The organism is Desulfobacula sp., assembly GCF_021107415.1.
Genome location: NZ_JAIOSW010000171.1, coordinates 1 through 23,069 on the forward strand (window position 1 = coordinate 1; position 23,069 = coordinate 23,069).

21 protein-coding genes are annotated in these 23,069 nt (G+C 39.5%); 2 read left to right on the forward strand and 19 right to left on the reverse strand.

The window, feature by feature from the left end; all coding sequences use genetic code 11:
• Positions 1–134: 134 nt before the first annotated feature.
• From K8S13_RS09245 to K8S13_RS09255, 3 genes are read right to left on the reverse strand one after another with little or no spacing between them, the layout of a single operon-like run.
• Positions 135–299, reverse strand: a complete 165-nt coding sequence (locus K8S13_RS09245; RefSeq protein WP_291462137.1) for a hypothetical protein — start codon at positions 297–299, stop codon at positions 135–137.
• A 3-nt stretch (positions 300–302) separates the two neighbouring features.
• Complete coding sequence (locus K8S13_RS09250; RefSeq protein WP_291462138.1) at positions 303–641, reverse strand: hypothetical protein; 339 nt, start codon at positions 639–641, stop codon at positions 303–305.
• Between the two features lie 39 nt (positions 642–680).
• On the reverse strand, positions 681–1,883 hold the full coding sequence (locus K8S13_RS09255) for a nucleotide-binding protein (protein WP_291462139.1): 1,203 nt from the start codon (positions 1,881–1,883) through the stop codon (positions 681–683).
• 670 nt (positions 1,884–2,553) lie between these two features.
• Between K8S13_RS09255 and K8S13_RS09260 the strand changes: the two genes are divergently transcribed.
• Entirely contained in the window at positions 2,554–3,186 is a 633-nt protein-coding gene (locus K8S13_RS09260; protein WP_291462140.1) for a hypothetical protein, read from the forward strand.
• A 293-nt stretch (positions 3,187–3,479) separates the two neighbouring features.
• The gene (locus tag K8S13_RS09265) at positions 3,480–4,166 is read left to right on the forward strand and encodes a hypothetical protein (protein WP_291462141.1); all 687 of its coding nucleotides are present in this window, start codon (positions 3,480–3,482) and stop codon (positions 4,164–4,166) included.
• 172 nt (positions 4,167–4,338) lie between these two features.
• Here K8S13_RS09265 and K8S13_RS09270 read toward each other — a convergent pair whose 3' ends face one another.
• The 16 genes from K8S13_RS09270 to K8S13_RS09345 form a co-directional block, all read right to left on the reverse strand.
• Positions 4,339–5,487: a PLP-dependent aminotransferase family protein gene (locus K8S13_RS09270; protein ID WP_291462142.1), complete on the reverse strand. Its 1,149-nt coding sequence runs from the start codon at positions 5,485–5,487 to the stop codon at positions 4,339–4,341.
• 1 nt (position 5,488) lies between these two features.
• Complete coding sequence (locus K8S13_RS09275; RefSeq protein WP_291462143.1) at positions 5,489–6,154, reverse strand: peptidoglycan DD-metalloendopeptidase family protein; 666 nt, start codon at positions 6,152–6,154, stop codon at positions 5,489–5,491.
• Positions 6,155–6,163: 9 nt separating this feature from the next.
• Positions 6,164–8,626, reverse strand: a complete 2,463-nt coding sequence (locus K8S13_RS09280) for a radical SAM protein (protein WP_291462145.1) — start codon at positions 8,624–8,626, stop codon at positions 6,164–6,166.
• A 68-nt stretch (positions 8,627–8,694) separates the two neighbouring features.
• Complete coding sequence (locus tag K8S13_RS09285; protein WP_291462147.1) at positions 8,695–9,030, reverse strand: hypothetical protein; 336 nt, start codon at positions 9,028–9,030, stop codon at positions 8,695–8,697.
• Positions 9,031–9,127: 97 nt separating this feature from the next.
• The gene (locus tag K8S13_RS09290; RefSeq protein WP_291462149.1) at positions 9,128–10,231 is read right to left on the reverse strand and encodes an ABC transporter ATP-binding protein; all 1,104 of its coding nucleotides are present in this window, start codon (positions 10,229–10,231) and stop codon (positions 9,128–9,130) included.
• 73 nt (positions 10,232–10,304) lie between these two features.
• Positions 10,305–11,468 carry an extracellular solute-binding protein gene (locus K8S13_RS09295; protein WP_291462151.1) on the reverse strand — a complete coding sequence of 388 codons (1,164 nt, stop codon included), beginning with the start codon at positions 11,466–11,468 and terminating at the stop codon, positions 10,305–10,307.
• 79 nt (positions 11,469–11,547) lie between these two features.
• Positions 11,548–12,351, reverse strand: a complete 804-nt coding sequence (locus tag K8S13_RS09300; protein ID WP_291462152.1) for an ABC transporter permease — start codon at positions 12,349–12,351, stop codon at positions 11,548–11,550.
• 12 nt (positions 12,352–12,363) lie between these two features.
• Positions 12,364–13,233: an ABC transporter permease gene (locus K8S13_RS09305; protein WP_291462154.1), complete on the reverse strand. Its 870-nt coding sequence runs from the start codon at positions 13,231–13,233 to the stop codon at positions 12,364–12,366.
• A 298-nt stretch (positions 13,234–13,531) separates the two neighbouring features.
• Entirely contained in the window at positions 13,532–14,938 is a 1,407-nt protein-coding gene (locus K8S13_RS09310) for a sigma 54-interacting transcriptional regulator (RefSeq protein WP_291462156.1), read from the reverse strand.
• A complete protein-coding gene (locus tag K8S13_RS09315) occupies positions 14,928–16,538 on the reverse strand; it encodes an amidohydrolase (RefSeq protein ID WP_291462158.1) in 1,611 nt (536 codons plus the stop codon). Before K8S13_RS09315 ends, K8S13_RS09310 begins: the two co-directional genes overlap by 11 nt.
• Complete coding sequence (locus K8S13_RS09320) at positions 16,538–17,578, reverse strand: proline racemase family protein (protein WP_291462159.1); 1,041 nt, start codon at positions 17,576–17,578, stop codon at positions 16,538–16,540. Before K8S13_RS09320 ends, K8S13_RS09315 begins: the two co-directional genes overlap by 1 nt.
• 825 nt (positions 17,579–18,403) lie before the next feature.
• Positions 18,404–19,204, reverse strand: a complete 801-nt coding sequence (locus K8S13_RS09325; RefSeq protein ID WP_291462161.1) for a dihydropteroate synthase — start codon at positions 19,202–19,204, stop codon at positions 18,404–18,406.
• 18 nt (positions 19,205–19,222) lie between these two features.
• On the reverse strand, positions 19,223–19,855 hold the full coding sequence (locus K8S13_RS09330; RefSeq protein ID WP_291462163.1) for a corrinoid protein: 633 nt from the start codon (positions 19,853–19,855) through the stop codon (positions 19,223–19,225).
• Between the two features lie 66 nt (positions 19,856–19,921).
• Positions 19,922–21,364, reverse strand: coding sequence for a trimethylamine methyltransferase family protein (locus K8S13_RS09335; RefSeq protein WP_291462164.1), 1,443 nt, complete (start codon positions 21,362–21,364; stop codon positions 19,922–19,924).
• Complete coding sequence (locus K8S13_RS09340) at positions 21,357–22,622, reverse strand: nitrate/nitrite transporter (RefSeq protein ID WP_291462166.1); 1,266 nt, start codon at positions 22,620–22,622, stop codon at positions 21,357–21,359. The genes K8S13_RS09335 and K8S13_RS09340 overlap by 8 nt, the downstream gene beginning before the upstream one ends.
• A 50-nt stretch (positions 22,623–22,672) precedes the next feature.
• On the reverse strand, positions 22,673–23,069 hold a 397-nt coding region (locus K8S13_RS09345), incomplete at its 5' end, for a trimethylamine methyltransferase family protein (RefSeq protein ID WP_291462168.1).

Consider the following 23,069-nt stretch of genomic DNA (forward strand, 5'->3'; position numbering starts at 1 on the left):
GGTTTTAAGACTACTTTTTTGAATTCAAGTCAGGAAATTTTACTTTGTTAACGCTGTAGAAAAGGGAAAATGCAATTTTCCCTAAAAAATTTTTATTGCCTATTGACAAGACTGGGGCTCATATGTGTTATGTGTTAACGTTCATTCTTGAGCCTTGCTCGATTTGTTTTCCATTGAAAATAAGCTATCATTATAGCAATCACACCAATCATAGGGGTGAGAAGGGCAGCGGAAATATCAATCCAATCTTTTCCTTTCTGCATATTTTGAATAATCTGTATTAACTGGTCACAGTCCATATTTTAATCCTTGCTTGAATTTTTATGTATTGATTCTTCTATCAACAAATCAACTTGATTCTGAATGAAAATAATTTTTCTAATCACTTTACTTGCAGTTTTGTTCTGTATCCCGGTTAGTTTCGCTGGGAGTACATTTGATATCGGATTTTTATTACCTTTATCAAGCATGTCTTTAACCCACATGAAGTCATCTTGAAGTTCTTGTGGAAAATTTTTGATTGGCAACCTTTGCACCTTGGGAAGTATTTTTGCAAGTCTTGTACGAGCGTCACCCTCGTGGGTTGTAAGGATATTAATTGCATCATATAGTTTTGAATTTATGTAATGAAGTTTCGGCATTAGATGACCATCCGTTTGATTAAAGATTCACTTTGTTCTCTAATAGGAGGGTTCTGGATCAGGTTCCAAATCGAAATCGTCTTGACAGTTAATATCATACCTACAAGTTGCATTCTCCTTTCCTGAAATGATAATCTTATAATTATTATTTTCAGCAATAGTCCTAATATGATTTTTTGTACTTCCTTCAAGTAAATTATATGCTGCATCAACAGTTTTAAAAATCACCACAATATCAGCAGGAGCAGATACATTTTTTGACCACCAATCAGATAAATATCCTTGAATATCCTCTTTAGTCAGTTCAGTCGGTGAATTGAATGAAGGTTTGCTTTCGATCTGTCTGCTGATAGAAAAATCACCAACAGTCAACCAATCATTACCTATTGTGAGAACACCACACTCTGCTGTTTTTAATTTCATTACCAGCTCATTTCGTTTTTCTGGGGAGCCGGTAAACCTCACTACATGTCTACCTGCGATATCGCTGAACGGTTTGACATCTCCAACTTCAACAAGAATTGTTCTTTTAGGGTTCCTGCCGAATGCCATTCCTGCTTCAAATAGAACATTTGGACGAGCTTGAAGCTGTAAATCTGTTTCGTCTGATTTTTCTTTTTTCCCACATAACTCCGGTGACAATCTAACTTCATCATCAGGGGTCAAAAGAACTATTACTGCCTGTGCATGCTTAAAGGCAGCATCCAGAACTTTACCGATGTAGGGAGTGGCTTCTCCAGTAAGACTTAATGCTTCTGACCACTCAATAGGATTGAGACCTATTGCTCTGAGGAATTGAAAAAAGTCATGTCTTAGCTTTTCATCTCGTCCATGTACTACAAAAATCTTTTTTGCATTTGGTTTCTGATTGCCTTTTTGATTACTATTTATATTATGAGGGGAACTTGTTTTTGAGTGAACATTCGATTCTCTTTCTTTATCAGATTCAATAAACATAGTTGCATGGGGGTCATCATCAATTTCATTTTTAAGTTGTTCAATTGCCTTTATCAATGCCGTTCTCATTTGTCCAGCTAATGGTGCTGTGGTTTGATCTGAAAAGTTGTGATGAATAAGACTTAAAGAACTTGAAAATTCCGCTTGATATGAAATATTGAAAGATAGCAATGGTTCTACTTTAGCAGCCCATTCTAGAAATTCATTTTTTGTACTGAAACCAGAATCATCTTTTACAAATTCTCGCAAAGCTTCTAGCTTTTGGAGTGTAATAAATTTATTCATTTGGCCTCTTTAATTATAATATCAGCGATAGAAATCGTTTAAATTAAATTTATTGAATGAAAAAATCAAAAGCAAGCATTATTTGCTCTTTGTTTTCTATGCTAATGAGATTTTTAAATACTGAGCAATGGTTTCGATATATGAAATTTCAAAAAATAACAAATAAATACTCATAATGAAAAAAATATTGGAGATTATATCTTATCGCCACTCAGTGCCTATATCTCAACACGTCCTCTCTTTTTAATTGAACCCAACCGGTTGGATAATCCATGTAAAAATAGATTAATAAATTTTCTTTTATTCTTTTAAATTCAAAGGGGCAAAATGTCTGATCATGTTTTCAACGCTAAAAACTCAATATATAAAAGACAAAATATATTGAGTACCACTGGTTTCAGTGCGGGAAACTATTGATTTTTCGTTTCAATTTGTGGTGGAAACTCAATATAAAATATTTAAAGCAGCAGTTTTGATATCTACTCGGAAAACTATTTGTCGTTGAGCATTTAATTTTTAATATAGTTCCCATTGATTTTCAAAAATCAGCATAGTATCAATTTTAGAAAATAAGGCAATTTTTCAATTATGTTGAGACTTTTTTTGTTGCGTGATTTTCTTCTAATAATTTTAAATTGATAATTTCCCCATTTAAGGATATACGAAACCTATGTGTGATTTTTTTGTCAAAAACTGGACTGAAATATTAAAATTATTTGTTAGTATTTGGGTTGCAATAGTAGCAACATCGGCACTCAAAACCTGGAAACGTCAGATGACAGCGCAAAAACAAACTGAGTTTATAGATGATTTAAGCGATTCTATTCACAGATATATTGATTTAATGTCTGGCCCTACCACTTTAGTTAAACTTATTAAAATCCAGATAATGGCCTATTCAAAAGATCCAACCCTTGACCCGAACAATGAAAACGCAGGTATTATCGAATTTATTGACAAACAGGGAGAAAATCAATCCAATACTCTTTTAAAGGAATTAAAACCATGCATTCAGCCGGTAACAAAAATACGTTCTCTTGCTGCTAAAGGTCAAATATTTGGTTTCGAGAATTATGAAGATTGCCAAGCCGCATGTAAAATATTGGGTTGGCAATATGATCAAATAAATACCTTGGGATATATTATCAAAAAAAATTCTATGAATTGGGACCATCCAGAAGTGCAAAGCCTTCTAAAAAAAGTAAATGCTATAAAATTTGAAGAAATAGAAGAACGCTTAACAAACTCAAATCTTCAATTTTTAACATTTGCAAAAAAAAATTATACAAAAATCTACAAATAACCTACCCCGATTTGTAATCGGAAAATAGAAAACTTAGAACAAAAAACGGCCATACTTAAAAAGCGGCTTCACCCTGAATTAGATTATCATTGACATCAAGTGCTATTGATGCGTTTTACGCTTTAATGACCTTCTCCGCCCTTGGGGTTTGCTTATTCTCCAAGTTAGTTTAATTTTTAGGCTGTATGAAATGGAATATTACATTTGCTTATCAATCACATACAAGATATACAAAAAAATCATAGCTAATTTAACAAAATAACAAACTTATCGAAAGGTAAATTGAAAAACTTATGAAAAAAATATTCTTTTACAGGATTGATTCTGCGTATGTTGTTATGTTCTTAAGATCGCTCGCCTTAATTTTGGTCATTGTTTTAATATATTTAATCGCCACAAATTGGGAAGAGGATCATTTTTTGATTGCTGCCTTAGGCATACTTGTTTCAGCACTCCTGGCCTCGTTTTCTGTTGTTTTTAGTATCGACTCGAATATAAGATTAAAAAATAGTGAATATTCTAATCGGGTTAGGTATATTTTTTTCTATTTATGTAGAATTAAAATGCGTTTGATCTCATTGCAAAATGAAAAGAAAAGAAAAGAAGTTACATTTTATGATATAGAGCGTTTTTTTAACACAGTTCATGACATAAACGACAAACTATCTGAAATTAATAGTAAAGAACTCGTATCAATTATGAATAATAATATCTTAACGGATTTGCATTTTATTATTTTAGAAATGGATACTTATAACATATCTTTGAAGTCTTTATCCAAAAGCCTTATAAGACCTGATCCCAAAAAAGAAACTAAACCATTATTTCCTAATCCTTTGATTGCGATCAGTTTTAAATTTGATCGAACCATCGAGCGGCTATCAAGTATATTAATTTATTTGAAAGAAGGATATGAAAAAGATTTCCCTGACGATTATGGTATTGAGAAGTGTGCGGAATATACATATTCTTCTGACTAACGATTTTTTATAAATTTATCAAGGTACAAATAGAAACCCTCATTATAAGCATACCATGATATTTTTGTTTTACTGTATCGTTTTTGGGCGATAATTTCAGGAACAAAAATTGTGCCCATCAATCCAATTACTTCAAGGTCACATTGCAGCGGTTAGGATATCATCCATGAAGCTAGGACAAATTATCTGAAATCACTTTACCGAGCCGTCGAGCACCCTCTGCCAGTATTTTTTCATCATAAAAAGAAAAGCAAAGACGCATGTAATTCTTTAGCTCTTTTTGGTGCGAAAAAAAATTTCCCGGATAAAAATCCACATTCTGTTTTTGGGTTTCTTTCCTAAAAGTATTGGTGTCAACTCCATCCAGGAACTTAACCCAGATAAAATATCCGCCCTTGGGAACCTTAAACATCACCTGATCCGGTAGGTATTTTTTCAACTGATCGCAGAAAATTTCAATCCTTTGGCGATAGACATTTCTGAGGCGCTGGATATGGGTTTTTAAAAACCCGAGGGAAATCACTGAATTAACAATTTCAGACGTAAAAGGATTAAGACCGCCGCCACTGACCATGAGTCCGGACCCTGATATTTTTTTTATCACTTCCTCACTGGTATGCATCCATCCCAGTCGTAATCCCGGTGCCAGAATCTTTGAAAATGATCCCAGAGAAATCAAGGGGCATATGTTGTTCCAGGTTCCCATGGAAGGTGGTGGATCATCCGAATAATTGAGGAAATGGTAAACCTCATCAGCTACCACCAAAAGGTTCTTTTGTGCACAAATCCTGATCAATTCCTGTCGCCTTTTGAGAGACAGGGTGACACTGGCTGGATTGTGATAGGTGGGAATCGTATACAAAAAGGCCGGGTTTATTGTCTCAAGCCGTTCTTCGAGGACATCTGTCATCAGTCCATTATCATCCACAGGGATACTGACCGGATTGAGCTTATGATCGGCAAATATTTTAAGAGCCAAAAAATAGCTGGGCTCTTCCACCAGCACAGTATCCCCGGGACAAGTAAACAGTGTGCAGATAAAATCCAGGGCCTGAGAATTCCCGTTGGTGATTAGCAATTGATCCGGATCCACTGGCTTTTGATATTGAGCGGTTAAAAACTCAGCCAGGGTTCCTCTGAAGTTGCTATTGCCTCTTTCTTCTCCATAGGCCAGAAAAAAATTATTTCCTTTTGATAGACAATGATCAGCAGCTTTTTCCATTTCTTTTGAGGGGAGCAAATAGTTGCTCGGCTGTCCAATCCCCAGGTGGATCATATCCAGGGGAAGATCAATTTGTGGAAGAGTTTGCTTAAACTTCATATCAGATCTTAAACAAGGACAGCGGAGACGGACAAAGTTCATCCATTTGTGCCATATCAATGGCGGCACAATACCCTTTGGAAAGATATCCCTGGTCAAGTCCTTTCTGGGTAATAACCTGAAGATGGGTATGATAAAACCAGTTTCCATTTTCGTAAAAATCACCGATATAGGCAAAGGATTCTCCAGGTTTGAATTTTGTACCAATGGTCGGAAGTCTTTTCCTGTTTAAATGGCCGTAAAAGCTATAAAAAGTTTCAAAATTGGGACTTTCATGCATTAAAAGGATATGGGCGCCATAATTTCCTTCACCTTCTTCATACCCGCTTTCCAAAACCCTGGCAGAAAGCGGTGCATGCAGAGGGGTTCCCAAGGGGACAATAATATCAAGCCCCAGATGGTAAAAACGTTGTTCCTCAACCATCTGTGGGCACTGGGACAGAACAATTTCCCGGTTTTCAAAATATGACGAAACACCCCATGTGAATTGATCTTTCATCATTTCATCCAGACACTTTTGAAACCCTTTCTGATCCCTGACATCAATGGTATCAAAAAGGGGTGAGTCAACCGACAAGTCTACTATCAGGGGTTCTCCTGTCAGATTTTTGAAAACAGGTTGAATATCAACCTTTTCACTGTACGCAATATAAGGATATCTCATCATTTTTTTTATCTATGAAATTGGGAAATAGTTTGTTTTTATAAGTCCCTGTATCGGCACCACCGGGGAGCCATCCTCATCTGTAGTAACGCCTTTGGGAAACACAAAATTTTTATCCAGTCCTTTATAATAAGATAAATCATAACAGCCAAGCTTTAATTTTAATTGACCCTTGTCATGAATAAAAGATGATGTCAAGCCATAATCCACCTCACCAAGAAGGGTTGAAATAATGTATCTCGGGATTTCTCTTCCTGATCCTTCTCTCCTGACTTTTGTACCAATATCAATTACATCATAGGAGTCCACAGGGTGATCGATATTCCACTTCTGCTGAATGGGAAGCCCTGCAATATAGAGGTGATGAAATTCCATGCCTGCTTTCCGAACGTTATAGGCAAGGGAATGGATGGGTTCGTCAGAATCATTGACACCCCCTAAAAGGGCTGTATTGCAATACACGGTTATGCCCTTATTGTTCAGTCTTCTTGCAAGTTTTGCATGGTCATGAGTTACCTCATCAGCAAGAGTAAACCAGGTTTCGATTTCCAGCCTCAAGGGATTTACCACACAAAGCATATTCAAGTCCCCAAGGGTATTAATTACGGCCCTTGTATACGCTTTGGGCTGTGAGTTAAACTTCATGCTGACAAGCCGGACAGCATTCACATGGGGGATATCCTTTAAGTTTTTAATGAGCGGCTTTATGTAAAAAAGTGAATCAACGGCATCTGTTGATGAGGATATGATCACATCTGTAATCCTGTCATCTGATCTGATGTAATCAATTTGTCTTTCAGAAGCGAGGACATCAATCTCAACCCTTGTTTCATGGAGCCGTAAGAGATTCTCGCAACCTGTATCCACAATGGATTGCCCTGCTTGTCTTTCACTGACTAACATGGATTTAAGCATTTCAATATCATCGGTTGAGGTAGACTTTTTTTCTACGACAACTTTTTTGGGTCGGGACCCATGGAAAAAAGATTCATCCCCGATTTGTGCCATATACTGAATATCAATGGTACCCTCATCATTTACCCTTATATTGTTAAGCTCATTGGCAAGAGGGGCAAAGGCTTTGAAATAATCCGGCGTATACGGGGTCCTGATCCAGATGAAATTTTTATTGTCTTTAACCTTTTCCACTGCCCATCCGCTGGTATACCAATCCATTTTCCCTATGGGAGTTGCCGTGCAGATTCTTGGAATAATCCTGTCCGACAGGTGGGCTCGAAGGTGATTGGCAATCCCTATCCCTTCGGCCAGTGAAGTCCAGTAAATGCTGTTCCCATGAATGGGGCTGCAAGGAATATAAATATAATGAAGTTCGGCTCCGGCACCCCGCAACAGGCTGAAAAGTCTTACCAGTTCAGGGCCTTTATCATTGCAGCCACTCAAAAACGGGGTCTGGATATACACGGCAATCCCGTTATTGACAAGATCGGATATAATATCAAGGCTTTCAGGAGAAACTTCATCCGGGTGAATAAAATGGGTGGCCACTTCCATCCTTTTCCCGTGCTGCTGAAGTTCAAGATTTTTTTGTTTAAAGTATTTCAGATATGCGGATTCATTTTTCAGGAAAAGATCGGGATAATAGGCAATGGATCGTGTGGCAAGGCGAAGGGTCTGAACATGATCCACCTGCATGAGCCCGTCTATGGTTGCTGCCATATTGGCCTTGTTCATGAAAGGATCACCTCCGGTAACCACAATTTCTTTAATAGATGGGGAATCCTTTACATGCTGAACCGCTTTTTTAACATCATCCACGTTCGGGTTCTTTTCATTTCTGGTATCCTTATGTTTTCTGAAACAAAACCGGCAGTAAACCGGACAGGACATGTTTAAAAGAAAGATGACCCGGTTCTGGTACATCTGTTCCAGCAGGCCGTCATGGAACTGACCAATCCAGGTGTTGGTATGACCGCCGGAATCCAGTTCTTCAATAAACGGCAGATACTGATAGGCCACATCCTTTGATAGCAGCATCTGGCAAATGATATGACGGGACAAACGGACCGGGTATGTTTCAATCACCTCCTGGAGCTTAGCTTGATCCTTTTCAGGAACGGCAATATGGGTGACTTTCTCAAGCTGATGGGTATCTTTAATAGAAATATATCCATGCCCCGGAAGGACCTGTTCTAAGATTGCCATGAGCATGAGATGGGGAATCTCAATTTGATTCAGTGCTATCTTTTTCATTTCTCCATTAACAATGGTCGATAAAATTTGGATAAAAAATCCTTCCGGATCATTGGGATATCCAGTTCTTTTCAGAAGATGCGAGAATTTTTCGACCCCATCACCATCTCCTGTTATACTGCATATTTGTTTTCCTGCAAGCATCACCGTGCCATAGATATCAAAAAATTCAATCACTGTTTTTGTCAAAGCGGTAAGACTGACATCTTTTTTTTCCCCTGAATGTTTGAACTCTATATTTATTGAACGATCCTTACTTTTCATAGCCATATTCCTTTAAACAAAAATTTTATTTCCAAGCTGTCCAATAATATTCTAATTACTGAACATTTTCACTCATTACATTTTTTTGCTGCCTTGTATAAATAGTATACGGTATTTTTTGGAAATCCGTACCCCATAACTTTTCCCAATGTTTCATCTTCATTTTCCTGATCAATTTGTATGACCAGATATTCTTTCAAATTTTTGGAATCATAAACCTTTTTCCAGGCATAGTTTCCTTTTTTTAAGTATTGATTTGCGATAAGGGATTCGGGAAAAATAGATTGTGTCTGTTTATTTAAATCATTTTCAAAAATAATATAGCTCCTTTCCGGATCAAGATTTTTCTTAATCCAGGTAAAACTTTTCCGAATCATTTTATTGTCTGAAAAATCCTCAAGCATCACTTGTTTGACCTTTTTAACGTAACTATCCCTTCGAATAAATCATTATTCTAATTTTTACCAAATTTCAGGATTTAGCTAATTTTAATTTTGTGCTTCAAATCCTTAATAACCGGCAGTGCTCAGGCTTCACTTCCATAAACACCTCATCGCCCCGCCGGTATGGAGATCGTTTAACAAAATTTATTACATGCAGCACAAGCTTGTTATCCAGTTCTACAAAATAACTGACTTCTCCCCCCATATAGCTGCGATCCACTATCTTCCCGAAAAAAACATTCATCCCCTGTTCCGGGACATGGTCGGTTTTGTAACCCAATGTAAATTTTTGCGCCCGAATGACGATTTCTGCCTTATCTCCTTTGTTAAATGCTTCTGCCGGAACTACAAGGCAGGTATTGTTATCTTCCAGGGTTACACTCAAATACTCGCCTGTCTCTTCTTTCACAATTGAATTGATAAAATTGGAATGCCCTAGAAAATCTGCGACAAAATGGTTGACCGAATTGTTATAAACTTCTTCAGGGTTTCCTTCCTGCTGAATAAAACCGTCTTTCATGACCACAACTTTATCTGACATGGATAAAGCCTCTCTTTGATCATGGGTAACAAAAATAGTGGTCACTCCCAAAGCTTGTTGAAGATTGTCAATTTCCCTTCTCATATCTTCCCTTAAATTTTCATCCAGAGCAGATAATGGTTCATCCATCAACAACACATCCGGTTCAATAACAATAGCTCTTGCAAGGGCAATCCGCTGCTGCTGGCCTCCGGATAACTGGGACGGCATCCTGTTCCCGACTTCGGCAAGTCGGATTGTTTCCAACGCTTTTTCAACCTTTTCTTTTATTACAGATTTTGAAATATTTCTATATTTAAGCCCGAATGCTACATTATCAAAAATAGTTTTATGAGGGAAAAGTGCATAGTTTTGAAATATCATCCCCAAATTTCTTTTATGGATCGGTATATCATTCATTCGTTTACCTTTGATATAGATATCTCCCTGGGTAGGCGATTCCAGACCTGCAAGGATTCTCAAAAGTGTAGTTTTCCCACATCCCGATGGTCCCAGAAGTGTTACCAGGGACCCCTCCGGAATTTCAAGATCCATCTTTTTAACTGCAACAACTTTTCCAAACTGCTTTTCAATCCCCTTAAATTTTACAAATGCAGGGTCTTTTTCCTGTTTCAAAGCCATAGCCTCCCAACTTATCCCTCAAAGGAGTCTTCAAAACCAGAAAGACCTGGTTCTGAAGACGATTGTGATATGTTTACTTACCAGCCATAATCCGATCCCATTTTTCCGTCCAATCCAGTTGATGCGAATTCCAGTAAACAGGATCAGCAAACAGATATCCATCCAGTTTTCCGGTTGGATCAAAAGCGGGAAGTTTTTTAACTTCATCCGGCATGGGAACTTTTGTCGGATCAAGACTTGTCGGATAATTCTGGCCTTTTGCAACGGCAATGGCAGCACTGGGTTCCAGCATGAAATTTAATAATTTCTGTGCCACATCAAGATCTGTTCCTTTGAGCACATACATATATTCCATCCAGGAATAGGTTCCGTCAGGAGAAAGATATCCAATGGAATGTCCCTGCTTCTGCAGAGCTGCCACTCTACCGGACCATGCCACTGTTGCGTAAATATCACCATTTGCTAAAAGACTCATCAATTCCGAGCCTGATGCCCAGTATTTTTTTATCAGACCCCGTTGTTCTTTTAAGGCATTCCATACAGCACCCAGATCTTTAATATTATTGGGACTCTGGCCGGTATGAAGTGCTGCATACCACATATTGGTTCTGAAATCACCACCCCATGATCCCAGTTTTCCTTTAAGGCTCTTGTCAAACAGAAGGGAAGCGCCCAGTTTTTCAGCTTTTGCCTTGGATATTTTATCCGCATTATAAGCAATCCCGGTCTGTCCCAGGTCATAGGGCACGGCAGACAGGGTTCCCTTTGTAATTCCCCTCAAAGTGTCGGTCATTTTTGCCATTACATTTTTAAGGTTGGGAATCTTACTTTCATCCAGAACAACGCCAAACCCCAAATCCGTATACCGGGCATAATCATAGACTGCACTCAAATGGGCAATATTAAACTCTCCCCCAGGTGGATAGGAGGCCTTTACCTGAGTCAAAAATGCGTCCATGCCCGTGAATGCCGCATCAATGACTTTAATCCCAGTGGCTTTAGTAAAAGGATCAAAGGCAAATTTTCTTAATGCTTCCGAGGTTGAACCGCCCCAGGAATGACAGGTGATGGATTTTTTGCCGGCCAGTGCATTTTGTACAAGTCCAAAGGGGCCGGCCATCAAACCCATTGCAGCACCGGAGATACCGATAAATTTTACAAAATCACGTCTTGAGATGTTGCCTTTTTGATAATTTTCATAAACATCATCCAACCGTTTTTCCAAATCTTTTTTCATTTTTTTCTCCTCTTACCAAAAAAATTAAAATTTCAAACACCTGAGATAGGAAAGCATCGTCATGTGTTCGTGTGTCCGCTTATGTCTTATTATTTCCCCTTGCAAACCGCCGGGACAAATATCCGGCAAGTAAAGGCGTTGATACGGTTAAAACAATCATGACTGCACCAAGTGCGTTAATTTCAGGACTGATGGAGTTTCGCAGCATACCAAATATTTTCACAGGAACGGTCTGGTTCTGAGCTGTGGCCCAGAAAAGCGTTGCTGTTACATCATCAAAGGAAATGGTAAAGGCGAACAGCATCCCCGCTAAGATCGCAGGCGCCAGCAAGGGAAAGGTAATTTCCCTGAACGTTTGAAACGGGTTTGCACCAAGGGACAATGCAGCTTCCTCATATTCCTTCTTAATGCCTACAAGTCTTGCCTGGACAATGAGAAGAACATAGGGCAGGGTCAGGACCACGTGCCCTATGAGCAGCAGGGCAAAACTTTTTGGTTGCTGCAGCCACCGGATAAATAAAAGCAGGGCAACTCCCAGTACAACCTCGGGAACCATGATGGGTGCAATTAAAAGAGTGTTTAAAAATTCCTTTCCCCTAAAATCATATCGAATAAAAGCTATGGCAGCTGGAACCCCGAAAGCCGTGGACAATACCGCTGTAAAAGATCCCAGCACCATGGAATTTTTAAAGGCATCCAGAATGGTAGAATTATGTGAGAGCTTTACAAACCATTTAAAACTAAACCCCTCCATTGGAAATGATCCAAACTGCTGGGGATTGAACGCCAGAAGGATAACGGCAATAATCGGGGTAAACATCCAGATATAAACCAGCAGTGTAAATAGTTTTATCAATGACCATCCTGAAATCAATTTTTTCATATTTCTTCCCTGTTACGATTCATTGCTTAGTGTTTTAAATATCTGGTTGATCCCCATATACCGGTTGTAGGTGTAGACAATAACCATCAAAAGCAGCATCAGAATAGTACTGATAGCCGACCCAAACGGCCAGTCAAGGGTTCCGATTATCCGCTTGAAGATCAGATTGGCGATCATTTCATTTCCGGGACCGCCTAGAATCATCGGGGGAAGGTATGTCCCGCAGGTCAACACGAAAACAAGCAGACACCCGGCACTCACACCCGGCAGGCTTAAAGGAAGTGTCACTTCTTTGAACGCCTGCCATTCTGTGCATCCAAGGCTTTTTGCCGCTTCAGTCAAACTTTTATCAATACCATCAAGACTGACATAAATATTTAAAATCATGAATGGCAGAAGGTATTGTAAAAGGCCCATGATGACGGCTCCTTCGTTATACAGCATGGCCAAAGGACTTGCGATGATATTAAACTTCATCAGCAGGTGATTAATCAACCCGGAATCTCCCAGGATGTTTATCCAGCTTAAGGTCCGGATAATAAAGCTGATCCAGAATGGCAGCATGACCAGTATCATGAAAAATGGTTTGAACCGGGATTCTGTCTTATAAAAAAAATATGCCGGGATATAGCCCATGAGCAGGCATAAAATAACCGTCTCAAGGGCAACACGAAGTGTATTTAAAAGGATGGACGGATAAAAAAAATCTGCAAAAAATTTAGCGTAATTACCAAATTGAAAGGCCGGTATATCTTGCCCGCTTGGGGCTCTGAGCCAAAAACTATATACAATCACAAAACAGATAGGGATAACCAGAAGGAGAAAGACGGCTGTTAAAGAGGGGGATAATAAAATCCAGGGTTTCCAAGATTTATTTTTCATTTATTCATCCTATACCTTTATGTTGTTCATCCGATTCTTGCTCATCTAATATCTGCAATCTTTGTACCATTATTTAAAATAATTTTATAACTAATTAAAAAAAAAGGGAATTTTATTTACGAAAACATAAAAAATAGGGGAGGAATCAAGCTTAATTCATTTATGAATCAACTATATTCACATAACCTATTAAAATAATTGAGCATACTCTATGATACAAAAATGAATCAAATTAGTATTTTCTAAAAGGGTTGAAGGAACAGATCATTAGGCTGTTTGATACAAAAATGAATCAATATTACTTTTTTGTAATAGTAAGGCCGTGCTTTTTAAATTTTCTGACTACAGAAGGCTGACTGATCCCTAAAAAGATAGCTGCCTCCCGGGTAGTCCGGCATTTCATCGCTGCCTGCATCAATATTTCATTTTCAACTGTCCATATTTTATCAGCCAGGCTGCTGTCTTCTGTCTTTGTTTGCATTTTTGTTCTCAACGGCTTGGTTTTGCTTAATGTACTTACCAGATAATCGTCCAGAGACCGCCTGTCACTCATCACAATGGCTTGTTTAATGATATTGATCAATTCACGGACATTACCGGGAAAATCATAAGTTTGAAGCATATCAAAGGCCTTGTAACCAATTCGAGCCCTGCGATTGTATTGTTTGTTGTATTTTTTAAGGGTGATTCGAACCAGCTCAAGAATATCCTCAGGCCGATTTCTCAATGGCGGAATTAAAAGTGGAAATGTATTGAGCCGATGCAGAAGATCCAGTCTGAATTTCTTATTTAAAGTCTGGATTTCAAGATCCCGGTTTGTAGCGGCAATAATCGAGCAGTCTATTTTTTTGGGAGCGATGCCGCCAATGGGCATGATTTCATGATCATCCAGACACTTCAACAGCTTGGCCTGTATTCCGAGGGACATTTCCCCAATTTCATCAAGAAAAATCGTTCCCCCACAAGCCAATTCAAACAACCCTATCTTTCCTTTTTCACTGGCTCCGGTAAACGCACCTTTTTCATATCCAAACAATTCTGCTTCCAAAAGATTTTCAGGCAGTGCGGCACAGTTGATCTGAATAAACGGCTTCTTACTCCCGACACTGTGTTTATGAATAAATTTTGCCAGCAATCCCTTGCCTGTTCCGGATTCTCCCTGGATCAGAATATTGGAAGCGTTAATGGCAGACAGTTTTAAGGCCAGCCGAAGCGTTTGCTTCATTGAATCACTTTGGGCCACAATATTGTTCTCTTTTAATTCAAGCAGGGTTAATTCAGTCAGTTCATCCTTTATTTTTTCAGATTCCTGTCTTGCAAGCGCCAATTCCTTTTTCATGCCTTCGATAAGAGAGATATCGCGTTCATTTACAACAATAAAAGCAATATTGTGCTTTTCATCAAAAACAGGAGTTCCGGTAACCAGCAACGTATATTCTGACCGTGGTGTCGTCTGAATCACACTAACCTGACGTTTTGTCTCAAGGACTTCCTGGGTGGCAGACCTGTCAATCTGCCCTTCTTTTAGAAGGGTTCGAACATTTTTACCCAGCACATCAGATGCTTTTATTCCGTTTAAAATTTCAGCCGCTTTATTGAGTTTAAGAATTTTTCCTTTGGCATCACAGATCATCAAACCATCAGCTGACCGATCAAAAATTACCTGGAGGTATGTCATGGTTATCTGTGCTGATTCATTTTTCATGAACAATCATTCCGTCAAAAATGGTTAAATCTACTTTTGCATCTGCTATTTGGTCAGGATCAATCTTAAAGATATCCCGATCAAGAACAATCATATCCGCAAACTTTCCTTTTGAAAGTGATCCCAAACGATTACCGATGCCTGATGTCATAGCCGGGGTGATTGTATATCCTTTAACTGCCTCTTCAACACTGAGTGCCTGCTCCATATACCATCCCTTTTTTGGGGTATGATTCATCCTTTTCCTGGTAACAGCAGAATAAATTCCTGCCAAAGGATTGGGGTCTGCCACAGGGGCATCAGAACTGAGCATCAAAGGAACACCTGTTTCTAAAATACTTTTCAGGTTATAGGCATATTTCCCTCTGGACCCTGCGCAGGTATCGATCATGGAAATATCAAGACTTAAGTTGTTGGGCTGACAGGAGACGGCGATATTCTTCAACGTTGAAAGTTTTTCAAGATCTTCAGGTAGAACCATCTGAACATGCTCTATTCGATGGGGAATTATGCACCGGGTTGAGCCCATATTTTCAATTCTTTGGAACATGCCTATGATTTCTTTGTTGGCCCGATCGCCTATGGCATGCACCATAACGCTTAACCCGGCCTGATCTGCTTTTAACGCCGCCTTTTCAATATCCTTCACCGGTGTTAAGGGTATACCATATCCGGCATCAAGGTATTTTTCAGTCATCCAGCCTGTTCTTGCGCCCATACCTCCGTCTGAAAAAAACTTTAAATAACCAATCTTTAAGAAATTATCCCCAAACCCGGTACAAAGCCCCAGATCAATAGCCTGATCCGTCATCTCTCCGGGGAGTGCCACATGGCAACGGATATAAAGCTTATCTTCCTGCCGAAGGTGCTGCCATGCTTTTAACGCATCTGCTCCGTCAAGCCCACCCATAAGCCGGATATCATGGATTGAAGTCAGCCCCAATGCATGGGCATCACGTACGGCTTTTTGCATATTTTCAAGTACTGCTGCCTGGGAAAGCTCAGGTAAAACATTCCTGATTAGGTTTGGGGCAAGCTCTTTTAGAACACCGGTGGGATTTCCTGAAGCATCTTTTACAATCACACCATCTTTGGGATCAGAGGTTTCAGAACTGATTCCGGCAAGCCTTAAGCCAAGAGAATTGGCAACAGCCAAATGAAGATCACATCGCCAGATACAGACCGGGTTATTTGGTGCAACTCGATCAAGATCATACCGGTCTGGTATTTTATTTTCAGGCCAGTCCGACTCATTAAATCCCTGCCCCAATACCCAGTTTCCCTTACCCGAAACTGAAGCCTTTTTTGAAACTATTTCTTCCATTTCTTTAAAGGAGCAAACACGTGAGAAATCTATACTGTCATAGTTCAATGCCCACTCATAAAAATGAAAGTGTGTGTCAATAAATCCCGGCAACACCAATCTTTTATCAAGATCAATCACATCTGTATTTTTTGATGCTAAATTTAAAATTTCTCTGTCAGACCCAAGACTTAAAATCTGGTTACCTGATATAGCAAGTGCCTGGGCCATTGGAAAACAATTATCCTGGGTTTTAATATTGCCATTATATAAAATGATATCCGGAACAGTTTTCATTACATGATAAATCCTTGTTGAAAAGGGTCTTCATCTTCAACAATAAAATGATGAACACCTGTTAAACAGGCCATACCTTTAATTTGGACAATGAATCCATCCACAGACCCAATTTTTTCTTTTTTTACAAGCATCGCCTCAAAAAATGTACCCAGGGGGCTGTAATTGATATACTTCTGATTCATTTTAATTTTTCCATAATGATGAAGCAGGGTCAGTTTGGCAGCAGTGCCCGTACCGCAGGGTGACCGGTCTACATGGGATTCACCGTAAACTACCATGCCTCTGCCGGAAGCCTTGTCTTCATCACAGTGTGAATCATAAAATTCCGTGACATCAATGGTTCTAACATCCGGCCTGACAGGATGGGATACACTCAGCTGTTCATTGGCAGCATCAATAATTTTCATGCCCAGATTTGTTAAAATTTTCTTATTTTTTAAAACCGGCTCCATATGAATCTGACTTGAATCCACCATGACAAAAAAACCGCCTGTACAGACAAGATCCACTTTTATCGTTCCAAATCCTTCCACTTCAATCTGCCGACCTGTATCATAAACAAAAGAGGGCACCATATTGATAGCCACAGCATCGAGTTTGTCCTTTTGAACAAATACTCTGGCCTCCATAAGCCCCGACGGGGTATCCACAGGCACACAATTTTCCCCCTGTTCAAGCTCAAGGAAACCTGTTTTTGCAAGGGTTGTGACAGCCCCTATGGTTGCATGCCCGCAAAGGTATGGATACCTTTTGGCATCCATGTATATCAGTCCAAACTTTGCATTTTTAGTAACATTCTCAGTAACCATGGCAGCCAAAATCTCTTTGGAGCCTCTGGGTTCTTTTGTTAAAAGACACCTGATATGATCATAACGGGATTTGAACCATTTAAGTTTTTCCATCATGGTCTTTCCTTTAATATCCCCCAAACCATTGACGATCAAACGCGTACTTTCCCCTTCCGTATGAGAATCAATGGTTGTAATGCAATTGCTAAAACCTTTTGAAAATCTTGAAAAATCATTGAAAAATTTCATTGAAAAAGATCCTTAGAAAAAAAATCAAATAATATTTTATCTATCTTCAGTATAATCAAATAGCTAAAATAAAAGGTTGTCTTTGACTTAAAACAATCAGTTTTCCTATGCAAAAGCAAGATTTTTATTCCAAAAAAATACGCACCAAAGATAATTATATGTCTCAAAACAACCTGAAATAATGGTCCTCCCATTTTGCTATTTTCTACTATAATAAAGCCTGACCCAACATCTTGTGCTTGGGAAGAATTATATTTTATCACTTTCATTCAAGCACTCTAAAAATTCACGAGTTGACCGATCTAAAAAATTTATTTTGATAGAATAAGGCTCCACCAAAAACTGCGTATATTGTCTATCTACAGTCGCTGAGAGCCTTTGTTGGAAAGGCGTTTAATACTTTTGGTAGTTGTCGCTCAATTGAGAATTTTGCTCGTGGGAACTGATACCATCTATAAACCCTAGTACTTCAATCTATGCTAATATTTTTTAATGGTTAAATTATCAATAACTTCTGCAACAGTTCTTCCGGGTTCAACATATATTAGAACAGCATTCTTTTAAAAATTCATGGCCTGTTTTGTTTGAATTTTGCTCATAAATTTTTAATATAGAGGCTTATTGTGTATCAATAATATTGGGAAAGGGTCAATACGAGATGATTTAATAAAAAATGATGTCAGCAAAATTTATAGTCCATAGGTTCTTAAAAAACTTGAGTAGTGAGAAATTATAACAAATCGTAGTAAAATATTTTTTTATATGAGTAGAAGGAGGCGATTGATCCGCCTCCACTGACTCAGCTTGCAAATGCTGCAATATTTTTTAACTTAAGATAGTACCGGCACGGACCCCTTTTAGAAAATCACCACAGAAATTATCATTCCCGAGCAGCATATCTGCTGTTTGAATGGCCGCCATGATGGCCTGATCAAGAGGATCTATGATGGCAGAGTCCATCCCGGCATCCATCATCAAAGACACAAAGGTTCGGTTAATAATTCTTCTCTGGGGAAGTCCGTATGAAATATTGGAAAGCCCCCCTGTAATGTGAACCGTGGGAAATTCTTTTTTAATATCTCTAACCGCATCAAGAACCATAACGCCCTTATTGTTATCGGTACTGATCGGCTGAACAAGAGGATCAATATATACTGATTCCGGTAGGATTTTTATCTTTCCAAGTTCATCAACTAATTTGACAGCCCTTTTTACAATGTCATCAGAAGAATTCGGCATTCCGGCATCGTCCATGCACAGGGCAATAATTTTGCATTCTTTACCATCAAGAAAAGGCATCATTGAATCAAAACGGTCTTTTTCAAGGCTGATGGAATTTATCATTGGAGTTTTTTCCATCATTTGAAAAGCCATTTCAAGAACTGCAGGATCAGGGCTATCGAGGCACAAAGGAGCGGTTGCCATGGGTTGGATGGTATCAATCAGCCATTTCATATCTTCTGTTTCATGGCCGATACGTGCGCCAGCATTCACGTCAATAAAATTTGCCCCGGCTTCCTGCTGTTTTTTAACATCATCAATGATATAATCATTATCCCTTTCAGCCACAGCAGCCTGAACTTTTTTTCGTGATGTATTAATCCGTTCTCCGATTACTTCAAACATAAGAACGATCCTCCTTAATTAGTTGACATAGGTCTTAACAAGTTTAGAAGCTGAACCCGCATCCGGTGCAAATCCGTCAGCTCCTATCTCATCGGAAAAATTCTGGGTAACAGGTGCTCCGCCGACAAATATTTTGACCTGATCCCTTAAACCACTTTCCACAATGGCATCAACTGTTTGTTTCATCATTGGCATTGTGGTGGTAAGAAGCGCTGAAAGGCATACTACCTGGGCGTTTTTCTCTTTTATCTGTTCAACAAAAACAGAAGGTTCAATATCAACACCAAGATTATATACAGTCAGGCCTGCGCTTTCCAGCATCATGGAAACAAGGTTTTTACCAATGTCATGAAGATCACCCTTTACAGTACCGATGATAACGTTTGCACCGCCAACGGTTTCATCCTCACCCAAAAGAGGTTTTAATATTTCAACACATTTTCCCATGGCCTGTGCAGCCATAAGTACTTCCGGTATAAACATATCTCCGTTTTCCATTTTTTCACCGACAATATCCATACCTGCAATAAGTCCCTGGTTTAAAATATCCGAAGCCGGAGTCTTACTATCCAAAGAATCATTCACCAACTGAATAACTTTCTCCTGATCACATCCAACCAAAGCTTCTTGAATTGCATTAAAATTTGTCATTTTTTCTCCTTAAAAAACATTCATGTTTTACAAAAATTTGCCCTGACATGAATTGTTGAATTTTTATTATTTTTCCCCAATCTTTTGCTTACGTCTGTCAATCCACTCTGCCAGTTCATTCTCCTTGCTTTCATCCATCGTAGGTTTTTGATAAGCATCCAATCTTTTTTTCAAAACCTCTGAGGCCTGTTCGACAATATCCTGACCGCCCTTTTTCGTCCAGACAGCATGGGAATCACGGTTGCCAATGCCATGCTGGAATAAAGAACGAAAATTTTGAAAAGTGCTGGGATGGGTAAGGTAATCTCCCTTGGAACCCATGGAAAGAATTGTTTCCAATTCCAACGTTTTTGGGCTCACTTCAATTTTTTGTTTTGAAGCCAGGATATACCTGCATATCTCTTCATCCATGATCCATTTCTCAAGGCTTGTGGCAAGATAGGAACTCAGCATTCCAAAGGAGTGCAAGATATAATCTGCCCCGCTTTCTATGGCATTGTTCAGACTCAATGAACCTTCTGCCATGGCCTGGCCATCGAGTATATGGGAATCACTCAATGATCCGCCTGTGCGGCAGGGTAGTTTATAATAATCTGAAAGCTGTGCTACTCCCTTAGAAAAGATGAGCGATTCGGGTGCACCTAAGCAGGAAGCACCGTTTTTCATATAAAGAGGACAGGATGTGCTGCCATAAACTACCGGAGTTCCCGAACTCACTATCTGGCTCAACACCACTCCTGCAAGCAGTTCAGCATTACCAAGCGCCAGTGCTGCAGGAATAGAAACAGGAGCTGAGGAACCTAAAAGCAACATATTTGTTATGGCTGCAGGCTGCCTGTGCTCTGCCAGCATTACAAGAGCCTCTGCCTGATCCGGAGCATATTTCAGAGGAGACAAAGGGCTGATAATTCCTAAAGTAACAGGATTTTCAATCAATTGGTCTCTGCCACCAAAAACAATACCAAGCATATCAAGGCAGTCTTTTAGGCAATTGGCATCCTGGGTATTGGAAGTTGCTGCAACATCACACATTGTTAAATCCTGATACATCATATCAAGATGGCTTGTTTCAGCTTTCAGTTCATGTGGGTGTACAGATTCATGGGCCGTCATCTGTTTAAGCGGGGAAGATTGAACAAGTTTTGCAATCTTTTGGTAGTCTTCCATGGTTCCGGGGCGCTGGGTATTATCTTTTTGGGAAATAAAAACCTCCCCACCGGTTCCGCAAAGAACAGGAGCACCGCTTCCAACCTCAAGGTTATTCTCAGGGTTTCTGGCTTTTATCTCAAATGTTTCCGGGGCGCTTTCAACGGCAGCTAAAACCTGCTGCTCATTGAAAAACACTCTTGAGCCTTCGGTTTTAAACCCTTTATTCCTGAATATGCTCAATACTTTTTCACTGTCCATCACTATGCCCTGCTGCTCCAGGATTTTCATGGAAGCCCCATGAATCAAATCCAAATCAGCCATAGAGAATGGTTTGTTTACTAAAATCTGGTTATTAGACATGAATTCTCACCTGTTTTTTTTTATTTCTTTTATAAACATAAACAGCCACTATACCTGATATAATTACACCCAGAGCGCTAAGCGCTGCCGATGCTCCGAAAAGGATTTGATACCCTTGCACACCCTTATGGGTATCAAGGATATTTCCAGCCCAGGTATATATAAACGCATCCGGAGCAAATCCGATCACCGAGGCAAAACCGATTGCAGCGCCGCTCATGGAGGAGGGAATTTTTAAATCCTCTATCAAGGTAAAATAAACACCCCGGATGGCATACATGGCTGCAAACATGGCAATAAACATAAAAATGAGTATTTGCGCCCATGATTTGTCAACCGGTGAAAAGTAAATAACAATGGTGGTTATCAGCAACAAGATAAATGAAACAAAAAGCACATTGGGGCGAGAACCTACCTTGTCACCGATAATCCCCCCCACAGGGCCTGCAAGAAACTGGCATCCATATGTCCAGAAAGTTGCCCAAAAAGCTGCGGATGCAGCAGAAACTCCCATTATTTCAGTTAGATATGGTGTGAGATAACTTCCAATAGCCATTGTTGCATAACATGAAAAAACAATGACTGCCACAGCCCATACAAGGGGCGATTTTATCGTGGCAACAACATCCTGGAGAAGGGATTCACTGGGTTCAAGCGCTTTGGAATCTTCAAAGAAAAACCAGGTCAAAAAAGAAGCTGTAATAGTACCGGCACTGAGAAAATACAGGGTCCAGGTCAGCCCGTCCTGTTCCACGGCAAATTTTGCGAAAATAGCAACCACGGTAAAGCTTGCCAGGGTTGACACAAGTCCTCTTATTCCTTCAAGAAGTCCGAAAAATTGACCCTGCTCTTCTGCGCCGGCCATGTCTTTGGTTGCCCTGATAAAAGCAGCCCAGAATGTCAGTGTCGTACACACGCCCCAGGCGCCATGAATAACTACAGTCATGGGATAGGAAGGATAAGTGGCAAAGTAAAATCCCAGAAGACCTGTTGCAAGATAAGAAAAAGATAAAAGCTTTTTTGCTGAAATACGATCCGCCAGCCATCCGCCGGGCCAGTAGGTTACAAGGGCACAAAGTCCATACGCACTCATGGATACTCCAAAGGCTGTATGATCAAGACCTAAAGCCTTTTGAAGTGGTTCATAAAAGGTATATCTTATATAGGGAAGCAGATAAATAAATCCGCTGCCCCAGGCTAGTATGCAAAGTCTAAAGTATCTTGTTCTGTCATCCATTATTTTTGAAAGTAAATTCATTTTAGTCCTTTATTTAGTGGTTGCCCGAAGGCGCTGTGTTTGCCCAAACATTATTTAACCAATTGTTTAACGCCTTCTTCCCGAATTTCCAGCAATGCAGTAACAACAGATTCGGAAAGTGGTTTTGACTTATGGCTTTCAATTATTTGAGCCACTTTTTCATCGGCTCTTTCTTCAAGGGATTTGCTGCCTTGCTTTTGCCATGTTTCAAAAGAATCCTTGCAAAAAAGCTCTGGTTGCCAGGACTCCTTGCGCATATGGTTCAGTGTGTGTTGCTGGGTCAGGTAATTCCCACCAGGGCCTACACTATGAGTTACCTCAGCTGCCAGTGTTTCCGCATTGACTTCAATTCCCTGAATAAACCGTTTAACCCAGTTTATGATTTCATCTCCTAAAACCATCATGGCGCAGGAACAGGTCATGCCCATATCCATATATCCCACATCA